This is a genomic window from Pseudomonas sp. LAM2023 (genome assembly GCF_016620375.1).
GTDB classification, from domain to species: Bacteria; Pseudomonadota; Gammaproteobacteria; order Pseudomonadales; family Pseudomonadaceae; genus Aquipseudomonas; species Aquipseudomonas anuradhapurensis.
This window is the reverse complement of record NZ_JAENHV010000026.1, coordinates 264,866-281,361: the sequence shown is the minus strand read 5'-3', so window position 1 is coordinate 281,361 and position 16,496 is coordinate 264,866. Positions and strand designations below refer to the sequence as shown.

The following is a 16,496-nucleotide window of genomic DNA, read 5'->3' as shown; positions in this document are numbered from 1 at the left end:
ATTCGTGAGACGCAAATTCCTGCTGCTGCTGGAAATGAGCTTGATCCTTGCCGGCCTGGCCGTTGGCTGGTCGGCCTGGAAGGTCAACTCGGTCCTGCAGCAGCCCTTGCACGTGACGCAGGAACGCCTGCTCGACGTGCCCAATGGCACCAACCCCAACCGCATGTTCTATCGCATGCAGAACGAAGGGTTGCTGGACGACGCTGTCTGGTTGCGCCTGTACTGGCGGTTCAATATGGCCGGTACGCCCCTGCACACCGGCGAGTACCGCCTGACCCCCGGCATGACCGTCGAGCAGCTGTTCGATGCCTGGCGGCGGGCCGACGTGGTGCAGTACAACCTCACCCTGGTCGAGGGCTGGACCTTCCGCCAGGTGCGGGCTGCCGTGGCCAGGCATGAAAAGCTCAAGCACACCCTGGACGGCCTGTCGGATGCAGAGGTGATGGACAAGCTCGGCCATACCGGTGTGTTCCCCGAAGGGCGCTTCTTCCCCGACACCTACCGCTTCGTGCGGGGCATGAGCGACGTCGAGCTGCTGCAGCAGGCGTACATGCGCCTGGATGAAGTGCTGGCCAAGGAGTGGGCGGAGCGCGCCACCGACCTGCCGTACCGCGACCCGTACCAGGCGCTGATCATGGCCTCGCTGGTGGAGAAGGAAACCGGTATTCCCCAGGAGCGCGGGCAGATCGCCGGGGTCTTCGTGCGGCGCCTGCGCCTGGGCATGATGCTGCAGACCGACCCGACGGTGATCTACGGCATGGGTGAGCGCTACAACGGCAAGATCACGCGTGCCGACCTGCGCGAGCCGACGCCGTACAACACCTACACCATGACCGGGTTGCCGCCGACGCCGATTGCCATGGTCGGCCGCGAGGCGATTCATGCGGCGCTCAACCCGTCGGATGGCACCAGCCTGTACTTCGTCGCCCGTGGCGATGGCAGCCATGTGTTTTCCGACGACCTCGACGACCACAACTCGGCGGTGCGCGAATTCCAGCTCAAGCGCCGTGCGGACTACCGCTCCAGCCCCGCGCCACAGCCCCAGCCGGGGGCCAACGCGGGCGCGTCACCTGACGCGCCAGCGGCGGATGAGCCGGCCGAGCAGCCCGCGCCCGATCAACCGCCTGTGCAGGGCGCCCCGGTCGGCGGCGCGCAAGCAGCCGAACGGCCGAAGCCTGACGAACAACCTTGAGGGCTGCCGGTGTGCCAGGCGAGCCGATGTTCGCGCTCGTCGAGCGCCGACATCGGCAGCGCCTGGCGCAGGCTTGCGCCTTCGCTCATGCTACCTCCAGCAACTGCGCGCGGGGCTGCGCGTCGGGCCGCTTCAGCATCACCGCCGGGATCGCCATGACCAGTGCGCCGCTGATGAACAGGCACAGGCCTAGCACATAGGTGCCGTTGTTGATGTCGCCGGTGAGGTTCTCTGCCACGGCTGTGATCATCGAACCGGTGAAACCGGACAGGTTGCCGAAAGCGTTGATCATGCCAATGCCAGCCGCAGCAGCGACACCTGAGAGCACTGTGCCCGGCAGCGTCCAGAAGATAGGCATCAGGCTGAGCACCCCTGATGCAGCGACGGTCAGGAACAGGATTGAAAGCACGACGTCATGTGCGAAGGCTGCACTGAGGATCAGTCCGCAGCCACCGATGAACGCCGGGATCGCAGCATGCAGCCGCCGTTCGCCAGTGCGGTTGGAGTGGCGTGCGTTGAGGAACATGGCAATTACCGCCACGCCATAGGGGATGGCGGTCAGCAAGCCGATTTCCAGGCTGCTGGTCACTCCCGCACTCTTGATGATCGATGGCATCCAGAAGGCCAGGCCATAGAAGCCTGTGTTGAAGGTCAGCAGGATGAATACCAGCAGCCAGACTCGTGGGCTGAAGAAGGCATCCTTCAGGCGCGAAACCTTGCCGTGCGCATCTTGCTTCAGGTTGGCCTTGAGCAGTTCCTTTTCTTGCTGGGACAACCAGGCAGCCTTGTCGATGTTGTCGCACAAGCAGCCAAAAACGATTGCCGCCATGACCAGCGATGGTACGCCCTCGATCAGCAGCATCCACTGCCAGCCGGCCATACCGTGCCAGCCGTCCATGCTGGCCATCAGCCACCCCGACAAGATACCGCCTAGCGTCAGGCTGACAGGCAGTGCCATCAGGAACCCAGACATCACTCGGCTTTGGCGATGGGTGGGGAACCAGTAGTTGAGGTAAAGAATCACGCCTGGGAAGAAGCCGGCCTCACAGATGCCGAGCAGGAAACGCAGCACGTAGAACATTGTGCTGGACTCGACGTGGAAGAACGAGGCGAGGGGTTGGGTAAACGCGACAGCCATGGAGACGATGGCCCAGCTCAGCATGATGCGGGCAATCCAGAACCGGGCGCCGTATCGATGCAGCAGCAGGTTGCTCGGGACCTCAAACAGAAAATAGCCCCAGAAGAAAACGCTGGCGCCGAGGGCATAGACGGTATTACTGAATTGCAGATCCTCCAGCATGCTCAGTTTCGCGAACCCGATATTCACCCGGTCGAGATAGGCAGCCATGTAACACAGCAACAGGACCGGCAGGATGCGGACGATTACTTTGCGATAGGTGCGATCCTCGAAAGCCTGATCGCGCACGGGGTCGACAACTTGATGATCCATAACCAGCCTCTTGGCATGTCGTGCATGCCTGATTGTTGTTATTGAAAGAGCACCGGGCACGACCGCACCCGGTGGTGTTGCGCCTGTGAGTAACAGTGTTCAGTGAATCGGTTCGCGGGTGGGCTGGCCATCGACCAGTCTCAGCAGCCTCAGTGGGTTGGCGTCGCGCAGTGCCTCGGGAAGCAGTGCGTCGGGAAAATTCTGGTAGCACACCGGACGCAGGAAGCGCTCTATCGCCAGCGTGCCGACCGAGGTGCCACGGCTATCCGAGGTGGCCGGATACGGGCCACCATGAACCATCGCCTCGCATACCTCGACGCCAGTCGGGTAACCGTTGACCAGCACCCGGCCAACCTTCTGTTCAAGCACCGTTACCAAAGACGCGGCTTGCGCCAGGTCGCCGGGCTCGCCAATCAGCGTGGCGGTCAGTTGGCCGCCAAGTGCGTGCAACGCTGCGACCAGCTGCTCTTGATCAGCCAGTTCAACCACCACCGTGGCCGGGCCGAAGATTTCTTCCTGCAGCAGCGGTTCACCGTCCAGCAGCAATTTCGCATCGGCCTGGAACAGTTGCGGCCAGGCCTGATTACCCTGCTGCTCGGCCCCGGCAAGCAGGCGGATGCCGGCCCGCGCCTTGAGGGTGGCCACACCCTGGGCGTAGCTGGCCAGGGTGCCGGCGTTGAGCATGGTTTGCGGCGCCTGTTCGGCCATCTGTGCGCTCAAGTGCTCGACGAAGGCGCTGAACTGCGCTGAGCGTACCCCCAGCACCAAGCCAGGATTGGTGCAGAACTGTCCACACCCCAATACCACCGAAGCCGTCAGTTCACGCGCCACGGCCTCGCCGCGAATCGCCAGTGCCTGGGGCAGGACCAGTACCGGGTTGATACTGCTCATTTCGGCGAATACCGGAATAGGCCGAGGTCGCGCCGCGGCCATATCGCACAAGGCCCGTCCGCCCTTGAGCGAGCCGGTGAAACCAACGGCCTGAATGTCCGGGTGCCTGACCAGCGCCTCGCCGACCCTGCCGCCAAACACCATGTTGAATACACCAGCCGGCATCGCGCAGCGCTCAGCGGCGCCGACGATGGCCTCGGCCACCCATTGCGCCGTGGCCATGTGGCCGCTGTGTGCCTTGAACACCACTGGGCAGCCAGCGGCCAACGCTGCGGCGGTGTCGCCACCGGCCGTCGAGAATGCCAAGGGGAAGTTGCTGGCGCCAAAGACGGCGACCGGCCCCAGGCCCATGCGGCATTGGCGGATGTCCAGGCGCGGCAGGGGCAGACGCTCGGGTTGTGCACGATCAATGCGAGCGCCGGTGAAATCACCTCGGCGCAGTACCGTGGCGAACAGCCTCAGCTGGCCGCTGGTGCGCGCCCGCTCGCCCTGGATACGCGCTGGCGGCAAGGCCGTTTCACGGCATACGGTTTCGATGAAGTCATCCCCCAAGCCATCCAGTGCCTCGGCGATCGCATCGAGGAACTCGGCGCGCCGCTCGGCGGGCAGCGCCCGGTAGACTGGATAGGCTGCAGCCGCCGCACGGGCAGCGGCGTCCACCTCCTGTTCAGTGGCTTGATAAAACGCACCGGGCAGCGCCTGTCCGGTGCGCGCATCGATGCTGTAGAGGGTCGCCTGGCCAGTAGCGCGGCGGCTCCCGCCGATGAATTGTTGGCCTGCGTGTAGCGTCATGGATGATTCCTCGGCGTTACGGAAGACATGGGGCGCTAATCTAGGTGGCTCAGTGATTCTTGCCCAATGGCTTTTAGGGATCATCCGATAACGGAAGGTTATCAATCCTCCGAAACGCGACGCGCATGTGTCAGGAGAATCTCGGCGAACTCCAAGGCCGCGCCGCTCAAGGGCTCGCCTTTGCGGGTGAGAATGCCGTAGTCCTGGGGCGTCAGGTGCAGTGGCGTGTCAAGGTTGACCAGTACGCCACTGGCCAGGTGCGGCTCGACCATCGCCTGCGGCAGCATGCCGATCATTGGCCCGCCCAAAAGCACCTTGAGGAAGGTCTGCATGGAAATGGTATCGATGGTATTGCGCGGCACCGCTACGCCCGCCTGGGCGAAGGCCCGCTCCATGCGCCCGCGGATGGGCGTGCCCTTGGGGTACAGAATCCACGGCCACTCCAGCAGCTGCGGCAAGGTCACAGGCCCGGCATTGCTCAATGGGTGCTGGTCATTGACCACGAAGCAGAAGGGTTCTGGCGCCAGTGGCTGGAAGTCGAAGCGCTGGTGCTGCGACACGTCGGTGAAGCGGGCCACGGCCAGGTGCAGGATCTTGTCCTCGAGCATGGCCATCAGGTGATCGCTGGTCTGCTCCACCACCTCGATCGACAGCAATGGCTTGCGCTGCTTGATCTCGACGATGGCATCCGGCAGCGCCACGGCGGTGGCAGCAAAGATGCCGCCCACCTTCAAATGGCCGTGCCCCCCTTGGCGCAGGCTGTCGATCTGATCGACGAAGTTGCGCGCATCGTTCAGGGCGACCTGGGCATAGCGCAATACCTGCTCGCCCAACGCGGTGGGTGGCATGCTGCGTGGCAGGCGGTCGAACAGGGCGAAACCGAGCAAATTCTCGATTTCCTTGAGCATCTTGCTGATCGCCGGCTGGGTGAGGTTCATCTGCTGCGCCGCCAGGTGCATGTTGTGGGTGCGCCCAAGCGTGTCAATCAGCAACAGGTGGCGGAACTTGAGCCAGTTGCAGACGTGGGAGAAAGACAGGTCCGACATGTGATCCACCTTGTTGCAATAACCCAGTGTTATCGAATAGTGAAAAGATGCCATTGGAGTTTATCGCCTGGCATGCCTAGCGTGCAGTTTTCCTGTGCCGAGAGATTTGATGCCATGCCAATGACGCTCACCCCCGCCAATACCCTGCCCGAGGATGGCCTGACCGGCACCCTGATCGGTCGCGCCTGGACCCCCGGCGAACCTGGGGGCCCTTCGCTGATCACCTTGCGCACCGACGGCGTGTTCGATCTCTCCGAGCGTTTCGCCACCCTTAGCCAACTGCTCGAATGCGAAGACCCCGTGCAGGCCGTGCGCAGCACCCCGGGCCGCTTCCTGGGCAGCGTCGAAGCCTTGTTGGGCAATAGCGGCGCAGCGTTCGACGGCAACCAGCCCTACCTGCTTGCACCGGTCGACCTGCAGGTAATCAAGGCGGCAGGCGTGACCTTCGCTGCCAGCATGATCGAGCGGGTGATCGAAGAGCAGGCCGGTGGCGATGCCAACAAGGCCGAGGCCGTGCGTGCCACGGTGCGCTCGGCGATCGGCGACAACCTGCGGGCGGTGCGCCCAGGTTCACCGCAGGCCATGGCGCTCAAGGCGCTGTTGATCGAACAGGGCATGTGGTCGCAGTATCTGGAAGTGGGCATCGGCCCGGATGCCGAGGTGTTCACCAAGGCCCCGGTGCTGGCCGCGGTAGGCAGTGGCAGCGCCATTGGCGTGCACCCGCATTCGGCCTGGAACAACCCCGAGCCCGAGGTGGTGCTGGCGGTGGACAGCCGCGGCCGCATCCACGGCGCGACCCTGGGCAACGATGTCAACCTGCGCGACTTCGAGGGGCGCAGCGCGCTGCTGCTGAGCAAGGCCAAGGACAACAACGCCTCGTGCGCGGTGGGCCCGTTCATTCGTTTGTTCGACGAAACCTTCGACCTGGACGCGGTGCGCCGCTGCGTGGTCGACCTGGAAGTCGTGGGCAGCGACGGCTACCGCCTGGTCGGCAGCAGCTCGATGGACCAGATCAGCCGCGACCCAGAGGATCTGGTCCGGCAAACGCTCAATGAAAACCACCAGTACCCCGACGGTTTCCTGCTGTTCCTCGGCACGCTGTTCGCCCCGACCGAGGACCGTGACCTGCCGGGTGCGGGTTTCACCCACAAGCCTGGCGACCAGGTGCGCATCGCCAGCCCCTTGCTGGGCCAGTTGCACAACCAGGTCACCACGAGTGACAAGGCCCGCCCCTGGACCTTCGGCCTCGGCGCGTTGATGCGCAACCTGGCTGCCCGAGGGCTGCTGCACCGCTCTGTCGGGGAATACCGCCCTTGATGACGCGGTTGGCAGCGGCGCCTCAGTGGTGCATTGCGCTGCACATGCCAGCGTGTTGCAACGCTGACGGGTACCCATAAATACAAGAGAGAACGACATGACCGATACCGCGAAACGCCCGCTGCGCAGCCAGCAATGGTTCGACGACCCGAGCCACGCCGACATGACCGCGTTGTACGTCGAGCGCTACATGAACTACGGCCTGACCCGCGACGAACTGCAATCGGGACGGCCGATCATCGGCATCGCCCAGACCGGCAGTGACCTGACGCCCTGCAACCGCCACCACCTGGAACTGGCCCAGCGGGTCAAGGCGGGGATTCGCGATGCCGGCGGCATCCCCATGGAGTTCCCGGTGCACCCGATCGCCGAGCAGAGCCGCCGGCCAACCGCTGCGCTGGACCGCAACCTCGCCTACCTGGGCTTGGTGGAAATCCTCCACGGCTACCCGCTGGATGGCGTGGTACTGACCACCGGCTGTGACAAGACCACCCCAGCCTGCCTGATGGCCGCTGCCACCACGGACATGCCGGCCATCGTGCTGTCCGGCGGCCCGATGCTCGATGGCCACCACAAGGGCCAGCTGATCGGGTCGGGCACGGTGTTGTGGCATGCGCGCAACCTGATGGCCGCGGGCGCAATCGACTACGAAGGCTTCATGGAGATGACCACTGCCGCGTCGCCGTCGGTCGGCCATTGCAACACCATGGGCACGGCACTGTCGATGAACGCCCTGGCCGAGGCCCTGGGCATGTCGCTGCCAGGCTGCGCGAGCATCCCCGCGCCGTACCGCGAACGCGGGCAGATGGCCTACGCCACCGGGCGGCGCATCTGCGAGCTGGTGATGCAGGACGTGCGCCCGTCGTCGATCATGACCCGCGAGGCGTTCGAGAATGCCATCGCCGTGGCTTCGGCCCTGGGCGCTTCGAGCAACTGTCCACCGCACCTGATCGCTATCGCCCGGCATATGGGCATCGAGCTGTCGCTGGACGACTGGCAGCGCATCGGTGAGAACGTGCCGCTGCTGGTCAATTGCATGCCGGCGGGCAAATACCTGGGTGAAGGCTTCCACCGCGCGGGCGGCGTTCCGGCGGTGATGCATGAACTGCGCAAGGCCGGCCGTCTGCACGAGGAATGCGCGACGGTCAGCGGCAAGACCATCGGCGAGGTGGTTCGCGACGCAGTCACCAGCAATCGCGAGGTCATCCTGCCGTTCGATGCGCCACTCAAGCACAACGCCGGCTTCATCGTACTCAGCGGCAATTTCTTCGACAGCGCGATCATGAAGATGTCGGTGGTGGGCGAAGCCTTCCGCAAGACCTACCTGGCCGAACCGGGCAAGGAAAACAGCTTCGAGGCCAGGGCCATCGTGTTCGAGGGGCCGGAGGACTACCACGCGCGCATCGACGACCCCGCACTGGACATTGATGAGCGTTGCATCCTGGTGATTCGTGGCGCCGGCACCGTGGGTTACCCAGGCAGTGCCGAAGTGGTGAACATGGCGCCGCCGGCGGCACTGATCAAGAAAGGCATCGACTCGCTGCCGTGCCTGGGCGATGGCCGCCAGAGCGGCACCTCGGCCAGCCCTTCGATCCTCAACATGTCGCCGGAGGCGGCGGTGGGCGGCGGCCTGGCATTGCTGCAGACCAACGATTGGCTGCGCGTGGACCTCAACCAGCGGCGGGTCGACCTGCTGGTGGACGACGAAGAGGTGGCACGCCGACGTGCGGCCTGGAAGCCGAGCATCCCGGCCTCGCAGACGCCCTGGCAGGAACTCTATCGGCAACTCGTCGGGCAGTTGTCCACCGGCGGCTGCCTGGAGCCGGCGACGCTGCATATGCGTGTGATCGCCCGTGAAGGGGGGATGCCGCGGCATTCCCATTGAGTGGCCTTGCGGGGCTTGGGCTGCCTCCATGCCGAGCAACGGTGGCAGTCCACCCTGCAGCCATTTGCAGTGCAGCTGCCGGCATGGCTGGGTCGCGATGGTTCGGTATCTCGTTCATTGCCTCGCAGGCGACTTCTGACAAGCCCTTGCGGGCTGGCTTTGCTGCCATGCGTGCTGCACAGCTGCCTGCAGGTCACCCAGAGAACCCGCGTTGGTGATCAGCAGGTCACCGGGTGCCTGGGCAATGCCGTGTTCAGATGAATGCGCGTTCACCTTCGGAAGGTTTGGGCGAACGATGTGCCAGATCAGGCCGTTGTGGTGGCGAAGAAAAGCGGCTTCGTTTTCAAAGCGGATGTCCTTGAAGATCACGGTCGTGGCATCAGCAGGGATCTTGCTGCGCGGCTTCAGCTGTTCGAGAGGGCGCTTGGCACGACGGGTGTCATAGTCCGGGTACAAGGCGTATGCGTGGCGTTTGAGCAGATCGATGGCTTGCGCGGGAGAAAGACCCCAGGTGGGGTCCTGGCGGGCCAGCAGCTGCGGGTCTGACAGCTGCTCGTCCGTGAAATCAAAGATGGCTTGGGCGGCCAGGGTAAATGGAGTGTGGTTTGGCTTGGCAGGTGCGGCCTTGCGCGTACCGCTCCGTGCGGCCGCAGGTGGATTGATTTCGCGTTCCGCTCGGATCAGCCAGTGGTCTGGGTTATGATTGCGCATCCATTCGGTACCAACCGTCTGGAAGAATTCTCTTGGAGAGCGAGCCCACAGATCAATGGGCTGCTCCTTGATGTCATCGCACCATGTCTCGTCTTCGGTGAGACCAAACAGCGCCTGGCAGCCAAGCTTGAGAGGATCGGCAAGTGCGTAGGCAGCAACCCCCGGGTAGCTCAGCAGCATCGAAGCTACGGTGTCCTTACCTGACCGAGCCAGGGCTGCAAGGCCGATGATTGTTCGCATGTCGTACTCCCCGTTTGCTGCCCGAACTCCTGTATTTACTGGGCTTCAAGGGCGTTTACGTTTTCGAGAAAGGATTGTAACCCACAGTGTTTACGTTTGGTGAAACCCGAAAACATGATGCCACCCATGCCTGCCAAGGCGGCGGGCGCGGTTTGCCTGGCGACGGTATTGGCACCCGTGGCTGAGGTCTTCCCCTGGCAGCAGGCCCTCTGGCAACAACTGGCCGGCCGCAGCCAGCACGCGCATGCCTACCTGCTGCACGGGCCGCAGGGTATCGGCAAGCGGGCCCTGGCCGAGCGCCTGATGGCGCGCCTGCTGTGCCAGCAGCCCCAGGGCCTGGAGGCCTGCGGCGGGTGCAAGTCCTGCCTGCTGCTCAAGGCCGGCAGCCACCCGGACAACTTCGTTCTCGAACCCGAGGAAGCCGACAAGCCGATCAAGGTCGACCAGGTGCGCGAGCTGGTGGCTTTCGTGGTGCAGACGGCGCAGCTGGGTGGGCGCAAGGTGGTGCTGATCGAGCCGGTGGAGGCGATGAACGTCAACGCTTCCAACGCCTTGCTCAAGAGCCTCGAAGAGCCTTCCGGTGATACCGTGCTGCTGTTGGTCAGCCATCAGCCCAGTCGCTTGCTGCCGACCATCAAGAGCCGCTGCCAGCAGGTGGCCTGCCCGCAGCCCAGCCTGGCCCAGAGTCGGGCCTGGCTGGCAGGCGCGCTGGCCGACAGTGACGAGGCCGAGCGTGACGAGTTGCTGACGTTGGCCGCCGGTTCGCCGTTGATGGCCGTCAGCCTGCAGGCACAGGGCGTGCGCGAGCAGCGGGCGCTGGTGACCGACGGGGTGAAGAAGCTGCTCAAGCAGCAGCAATCGCCCAGCCAGTTGGCCGAGGCCTGGAACAACGTGCCGCTGTTGCTGCTGTTCGACTGGTTCTGCGATTGGGCGCACTTGATCCTGCGCTACCAATTGACCCAGGACGAGGAGGGGCTAGGCTTGGCCGATATGCGCAAGGTGGTGCAGTACCTGGCGCAGAAGAGCCGCCAGGCCAAGGTACTGGAGGTACAGGCGTGGCTCCTGGAGCAACGCCAGAAGGTGCTGGGCAAGGCCAACCTCAATCGCGCCCTGTTGCTTGAATCGCTGCTGGCTCATTGGCTGCAGTTGCCGGGCGCCCGCTGATTTTCATTTTTCCATGTGTGCCGTTATCCCATGCTCGTAGATTCCCATTGCCACCTCGACCGTCTTGACCTCAGCGCTCACCAGGGCTCGCTCGATGCTGCCTTGCAGGCGGCGCGTGAGCGCGGGGTCGGGCACTTTCTGTGTATCGGCGTCAGTGCCGAGAATGCCGCTGCGGTGAAGGCGCTGAGCGAACAGTACGCCGATGTCGACTGCTCGGTGGGCGTGCACCCACTGGACCTTGCACCTGGCGAGACCCCGGCGCTGGAGTGGCTGTTGCGCGAGCTGGCCCACCCGCATGTGGTGGCGATTGGCGAAACCGGGCTGGATTATCACTACGAGCCGGAGGCCGCCGAGCTGCAGCAGGCTTCGTTCCGCTTGCACCTGGAGGCGTCGCGGCAGACCGGCAAGCCGGTGATCGTGCACACCCGCGCGGCGCGCGCCGACACCTTGGCGCTGTTGCGCGAGGCTGCTCTGCCGCAGGCCGGCGTATTGCACTGCTTCACCGAAGACTGGCAGATGGCCAAGGCCGCGCTGGACCTGGGGTACTACATTTCCTTGTCTGGCATTGTCACGTTCCGCAATGCCGATGCCTTGCGTGAGGTGGCGCGGCAGGTGCCGGTCGATCGGCTGCTGGTGGAAACCGATTCGCCGTATCTGGCGCCGATTCCGTATCGCGGCAAACCGAACCTGCCGCAGTATGTGCGCGAGGTGGCGGAATATGTGGCTTCGTTGCGGGGGGCCAGCTATGAGCAACTGGCCGAGCAGACCACGGCCAACTTCAAGCGGTTGTTCCCATTGGCACGGGTGGCCTGATTCGGCAGGGCGTTGGGGTTGTGTGGGGGCGACAGGTGCCTGCCGCGCCAAATTCAGCGCCTGTGAGATCGAGCGCCGCCCGCGCGGCGCAACAAAACCCGAGGCATACCCTTGCCGCCCTCATGCAATCCCCCGAATCCCATCGCCCCGAGCCCCCGAAACGAAAAAAAACCCGGGTTCTGGGGGGGGAATCCGGGTTAAGACCATTAGGAGTAAAACAAAGGTACGCGGTCCCTGAGCACCTTTATCGGCGCGCCACTTGGGGGGGATGCGCCGCGCCAACACTTCTAGTATTGGCCAGGTTTGGCGCAGTGCCAGTGCCTGCTGGTCGTTTTTTAAACAGATTTGGAATACGTCGACGTTTCATTCCTCCCGCAGCGTATGGCCGTAAGCATCGTGAAACACAGACATGCTTGGATGATCCGTGCAATTTCCTGCAAGTTAGGCATAATAAACCGCTTCGATTGTCATCCAGCTCCTTCCTATGCAGAAAGAACCTCGTAAGGTCCGTGAGTTTCGCCGTCGCGAACAGGAAATCCTCGATACCGCGCTCAAACTGTTCCTCGAACAGGGTGAAGACAGCGTCACGGTCGAGATGATCGCCGACGCCGTGGGCATCGGCAAAGGCACGATCTACAAGCACTTCAAGTCCAAGGCGGAGATCTACCTGCGCCTTATGCTCGACTACGAGCGCGACCTGAACACGCTGTTGCACTCGGCCGATGTCGACCGCGACAAGGAAGCCCTGTCGCGCGCCTACTTCGAGTTCCGCATGCGCGACCCGCAGCGTTACCGGCTGTTCGACCGCCTGGAAGAAAAGGTGGTCAAGGGCAACCAGGTGCCGGAAATGGTCGGGCAATTGCACAAGATCCGTGCCTCCAACTTCGACCGCCTGACCCAGCTGATCGAAGGCCGTATCAGCGAAGGCAAGCTCGAAGACGTGCCGCCGTATTTCCACTACTGCGCTGCCTGGGCGCTGGTGCATGGCGCTGTGGCGCTGTACCACTCGCCGTTCTGGAGCAACGTGCTGGAGGATCAGGAAGGCTTCTTCCAATTCCTCATGGACATTGGCGTGCGCATGGGCAACAAGCGCAAGCGCGACCCGGAACCTTCCAACTGAAGCGTTCCGACGCTTCCTGCTGAAACCGTCATGGCGCGGGGCTTGCAAAAACCTGATTTATGAGTCAGGTTTTGTCAGCCCCATCACCCATGCCGGAGTCATTCATGATCGTCGATCGTCAAGGCAGGCGTTTTCGCAACCTGCGCGTCAGCCTGACGGCTGCCTGCAACTACGCCTGCACCTATTGCGTTGCCGATGGCAAGCGCCTGGTGGCAGCGCAGGACGAGTTGTCGGCAGACGCACTGGCTCGCGGCGTGGCCTACCTGATCGAGGCGGCCGGTATCGAACGCTTGCGCATCACTGGCGGCGAGCCACTGGTCAGCCCACGGCTGGAGGGCTTCCTGGCCGCGGTGGCCAGGCTCGACCTCGACGATGTCTCGCTGACCACCAATGGCCAGCTGCTGGCGCGCAAGTTGCCCCAGCTGCAGGCGGCGGGTATTCGCCGCCTGAACATTTCCCTCGATACGCTGGACCCGCTGGCTTTCCGCCGCATCGCCCGCGGAGGTGACCTGGCGAGCGTGCTGGCGGGCATGGAGCAGGCCAGCGCGCTGGGCATGCAGATCAAGGTGAACATGGTGCCGATGCGCGGGCAAAACCTCGACCAGGTATTGCCGCTGCTGGACTACTGCCTTGCGCGCGGTTTCGAACTGCGTTTCATCGAACTCATGCGCATGGGGCACCTGGCCCGCGACCATAACGCGTTCCTGCAGCAGTTCGTCGGCCTCGACCAGTTGCTGGCACTGATCGCTGATCGGCATGCCATTGCCAAGGTCGATGCGCCGCCAGGTGCCACCGCCTTGCGTTATCAGGTCCCCGGCAAAGGCCACTTCGGCGTGATCGCCAATGAAAGCGAACCGTTCTGCCGCAGCTGCTCGCGGCTGCGCCTGTCCTCTACCGGCTGGCTGCATGGCTGCCTGTCGTCGGGCAATCGCCACTACATCGCTGACTTGCTGGAGAAGCCGCGCCATCAGGCGCTCCCAGCCTTGCAGCGGTTGCTGGTCAAGGCCCTTGCAGACAAGCAGGAGCTGGCGTTTTCCGGCGATGTGATGGTGATGAAGGTGATCGGTGGTTGAAGCTGGCGCAAAAGCTGCATCCGCCGGCTATTCGCCGGTTTTTCGTCGCCGGCCACTGGAGGAAAGATGCGTAGCCTGGTCTTGCTGCTGGCGCTGATGGCGCTTGGCGGTTGTATGAATGTCAGCGATATGGGCGAGGGCGTCCGTTATCACATGAGCGATGCCGGTCTGCTGGACCACAGCGATACCCGTCGCACCCTGTCGATCCGCCTGCAGCCCGACTCGTTCATCTTCATTGGCCAGGGTGCGTTCGTGCCGCCGGGCAAGGGGCCGGTGCCACGGCAGAATGTGGTCGCCGAGCAGGCGTTCAAGAGTTTCGTCGAATATTTCCCGCTGGTACGCCGGGCCCAGGGCCCGCTGGGCCTCGAAGAGGCCATCGCCCAGGCGCGTTCGGTGGGGGCCGATTATGTGCTGTACACCCGCTTTGCGCGTACCGATGACCGCATCGGCAATGGCGACGAATGGTACGACGAACAGGCCGTCGACCGCCTGGGCTGGGACACTGGCGTGGTGCAGATGATGCTGATCGAGACCAACACCCGCTACCTGATCGACACCGCGCGGATCAAGAGCCGTGGCGGTTTGTTGACGTTCCACGACAATACTCCGGAAGATTTGCTTGCGGCGCCGATGCGCGAGTACGCTCGTAGCCTCCTGGGCATGAGTGAATGAGGCAAGCGCGATGAGCGATTCCGGCAAGGCCAATGATCTGCTGGCGCAGCTTCCCAAGGCCAAGGGCCTGCCGCCGGTGCATCTGTGGAACCCGGACTTCTGTGGTGACATCGACATGCGCATCGCCCGCGATGGCACCTGGTACTACCTGGGCAGCCCCATCGGACGCAAGCCGATGGTGCGGCTGTTTTCCACCATCATCCGCCGTGACGGCGATGACTACTTCCTGGTTACTCCGGTGGAAAAGGTGGGTATCCGCGTTGATGATGCGCCGTTCGTGGCCGTGGCGCTGGATGTGCAGGGGCAGGGTGAGCAGCAGGTGCTGCGCTTCACCAGCAATGTCGAGGACCAGGTGGAGGCCGGGCCTGCCAACCCGCTGCGGGTGGTGACCGACCCGGTGACCCAGGAGCCGTCGCCGTATGTACTGATGCGCAGCAACCTCGAGGCGCTGGTTCATCGCAACGTGTTCTACCAACTGGTGGAGCTGGCGGTACCGCGCGACATTGCAGGCGAGCAATGGCTGGGGGTGTGGAGCCACGGTGAGTTCTACCCGATCGGGCGCAACTGCTGAAGGTTTTGGCGGGTGTCGGCCTTCTCGTCCTGAGCATGACCCGGCGTAACGAAAAAGCCCCCGGTGCTTGCGCACCCGGGGGCTTTTTCAGTGTTTGGCTCCGCGACCTGGACTCGAACCAGGGACCCAATGATTAACAGTCATTTGCTCTACCGACTGAGCTATCGCGGAATCTGCGCACATCTTACTGATTGCCCGGGGGAAGTCAAGCCACCCCCAGGCAAATCAAGCAGTTACAGCACTTCGACGATGGCCTTGGTGACCACGTGGATGTTGCTCTGGTTCAGGGCGGCCACCGCGATGCGGCCAGTGTCCAGGGCGTAGATGCCGAAGTCGTTCTTCAGGCGGGCGACCTGTTCAACGGTCAGGCCCGAGTAGGAGAACATGCCGACCTGACGACCAACGAAGCTGAAGTCGCGCTTGGCGCCGTACTGGGCCAGCAGCTCGACCATCTGCTTGCGCATGCCGTGGATGCGCTCGCGCATTTCGGCCAGTTCGGTTTCCCACATCTGGCGCAGTTCGGCACTGTTCAGCACGGTGGCAACGATGGTCGCGCCGTGGGTCGGCGGGTTGGAGTAGGTGGTGCGGATCACGCGCTTGACCTGCGACAGCACGCGGGTGCTCTCGTCCTTGGAAGCAGTGACGATCGACAGCGCGCCGACGCGCTCGCCATACAGCGAGAACGACTTGGAGAACGAGCTGGAGACGAAGAACTCCAGGCCCGATTCGGCGAACAGGCGCACGGCGAAGGCGTCTTCGGCGATACCGTCACCGAAGCCCTGGTAGGCCATGTCGAGGAACGGCACGTGGCCCTTGGCCTTGACCACTTCCAGCACGTTCTTCCAGTCGTCCAGGTTGAGGTCGACACCGGTCGGGTTGTGGCAGCAGGCGTGCAGTACCACGATCGAGCCGGACGGCAGGTTGTTCAAGTCTTCCAGCATGCCGGCGCGGTTGACATCGTTGGTCGGTGCGTCGTAGTAGCGGTAGTTCTGCACCGGGAAGCCGGCCGATTCGAACAGGGCACGGTGGTTTTCCCAGCTCGGGTCGCTGATGGCGACCACGGCGTTCGGCGAGATGCGCTTGAGGAAGTCGGCACCAATCTTCAGTGCGCCGGTACCGCCGACGGCCTGTACGGTGACCACGCGGCCTGCGGCCAGCAGCGGCGACTCGGCGCCGAACAGCAGCTTTTGTACAGCCTGGTCGTAGGAGGCGATGCCGTCGATCGGCAGGTAGCCGCGCGAGGCGTGCTGGGCAGCACGCTGGGTCTCGGCTTCGATCACGGCGCGCAGCAGCGGAATGCGGCCTTCCTCATTGCAGTAAACGCCTACGCCCAGGTTGACCTTGTCAGTACGTGGGTCGGCGTTGAATGCTTCGTTGAGGCCCAGAATAGGGTCGCGGGGTGCCAGCTCGACAGCGGAAAACAGGCTCATTGTTACCTTGGCTCTGATTGGAGTGTGATAGGACGTACACGCTCCAGCCGAATGCACTGAAGCGGTGCACAAACGGGGTGTCAGTATAGTGATACCGACCGGTCACCGCGACACTATGGCGCAGCTTTT

Annotated in this window: 14 protein-coding genes and 1 tRNA gene; 9 read left to right on the top strand and 6 right to left on the bottom strand. The window is 63.5% G+C overall.

Annotation, left to right across the window (positions count from 1 at the left end):
• Positions 1–4: 4 nt before the first annotated feature.
• Positions 5–1,192 (top strand): endolytic transglycosylase MltG, encoded by a 1,188-nt coding sequence (gene mltG, locus JKP78_RS16220; protein WP_200626969.1) that lies wholly within the window; start codon positions 5–7, stop codon positions 1,190–1,192.
• Between the two features lie 85 nt (positions 1,193–1,277).
• Here mltG and JKP78_RS16215 read toward each other — a convergent pair whose 3' ends face one another.
• The 3 genes from JKP78_RS16215 to JKP78_RS16205 form a co-directional block, all read right to left on the bottom strand.
• A complete protein-coding gene (locus JKP78_RS16215) occupies positions 1,278–2,642 on the bottom strand; it encodes an MFS transporter (protein ID WP_200627109.1) in 1,365 nt (454 codons plus the stop codon).
• A 99-nt stretch (positions 2,643–2,741) separates the two neighbouring features.
• A complete protein-coding gene (locus tag JKP78_RS16210) occupies positions 2,742–4,325 on the bottom strand; it encodes an aldehyde dehydrogenase (NADP(+)) (RefSeq protein ID WP_186689113.1) in 1,584 nt (527 codons plus the stop codon).
• Positions 4,326–4,426: 101 nt separating this feature from the next.
• On the bottom strand, positions 4,427–5,371 hold the full coding sequence (locus JKP78_RS16205; RefSeq protein WP_170028920.1) for a LysR family transcriptional regulator: 945 nt from the start codon (positions 5,369–5,371) through the stop codon (positions 4,427–4,429).
• 114 nt (positions 5,372–5,485) lie between these two features.
• Here JKP78_RS16205 and JKP78_RS16200 point away from each other — a divergent pair, with 114 nt between their 5' ends.
• Both JKP78_RS16200 and JKP78_RS16195 read left to right on the top strand, forming a co-directional pair.
• Positions 5,486–6,688, top strand: a complete 1,203-nt coding sequence (locus JKP78_RS16200) for a fumarylacetoacetate hydrolase family protein (protein WP_170028921.1) — start codon at positions 5,486–5,488, stop codon at positions 6,686–6,688.
• Positions 6,689–6,785: 97 nt separating this feature from the next.
• Positions 6,786–8,573 (top strand): IlvD/Edd family dehydratase, encoded by a 1,788-nt coding sequence (locus tag JKP78_RS16195; RefSeq protein WP_186689115.1) that lies wholly within the window; start codon positions 6,786–6,788, stop codon positions 8,571–8,573.
• A 114-nt stretch (positions 8,574–8,687) separates the two neighbouring features.
• Here the strand turns inward: JKP78_RS16195 and JKP78_RS16190 are convergent, their stop codons facing one another.
• Positions 8,688–9,524 (bottom strand): deoxynucleotide monophosphate kinase family protein, encoded by an 837-nt coding sequence (locus JKP78_RS16190; protein ID WP_225931934.1) that lies wholly within the window; start codon positions 9,522–9,524, stop codon positions 8,688–8,690.
• 177 nt (positions 9,525–9,701) lie between these two features.
• On the opposite strand from JKP78_RS16190, the gene JKP78_RS16185 reads away from it, so the two are divergent.
• The 6 genes from JKP78_RS16185 (at position 9,702) to JKP78_RS16160 (ending at position 14,937) form a co-directional block, all read left to right on the top strand.
• The gene (locus JKP78_RS16185) at positions 9,702–10,688 is read left to right on the top strand and encodes a DNA polymerase III subunit delta' (RefSeq protein ID WP_170034086.1); all 987 of its coding nucleotides are present in this window, start codon (positions 9,702–9,704) and stop codon (positions 10,686–10,688) included.
• A gap of 30 nt (positions 10,689–10,718) precedes the next feature.
• Positions 10,719–11,501, top strand: a complete 783-nt coding sequence (locus tag JKP78_RS16180; protein ID WP_200626968.1) for a TatD family hydrolase — start codon at positions 10,719–10,721, stop codon at positions 11,499–11,501.
• Between the two features lie 484 nt (positions 11,502–11,985).
• Positions 11,986–12,621 carry a TetR/AcrR family transcriptional regulator gene (locus JKP78_RS16175; RefSeq protein ID WP_170028924.1) on the top strand — a complete coding sequence of 212 codons (636 nt, stop codon included), beginning with the start codon at positions 11,986–11,988 and terminating at the stop codon, positions 12,619–12,621.
• Positions 12,622–12,725: 104 nt separating this feature from the next.
• Entirely contained in the window at positions 12,726–13,694 is a 969-nt protein-coding gene (locus JKP78_RS16170; RefSeq protein ID WP_186689126.1) for a GTP 3',8-cyclase MoaA, read from the top strand.
• Positions 13,695–13,760: 66 nt separating this feature from the next.
• On the top strand, positions 13,761–14,366 hold the full coding sequence (locus tag JKP78_RS16165; protein ID WP_170028926.1) for a DUF4823 domain-containing protein: 606 nt from the start codon (positions 13,761–13,763) through the stop codon (positions 14,364–14,366).
• A 10-nt stretch (positions 14,367–14,376) separates the two neighbouring features.
• Positions 14,377–14,937 (top strand): DUF1285 domain-containing protein, encoded by a 561-nt coding sequence (locus JKP78_RS16160; protein ID WP_170028927.1) that lies wholly within the window; start codon positions 14,377–14,379, stop codon positions 14,935–14,937.
• A gap of 95 nt (positions 14,938–15,032) precedes the next feature.
• Here the strand turns inward: JKP78_RS16160 and JKP78_RS16155 are convergent.
• A tRNA-Asn gene (locus tag JKP78_RS16155) sits at positions 15,033–15,108 on the bottom strand.
• A 62-nt stretch (positions 15,109–15,170) separates the two neighbouring features.
• A complete protein-coding gene (locus tag JKP78_RS16150; protein WP_186680202.1) occupies positions 15,171–16,367 on the bottom strand; it encodes an amino acid aminotransferase in 1,197 nt (398 codons plus the stop codon).
• Between the last annotated feature and the right edge of the window lie 129 nt (positions 16,368–16,496).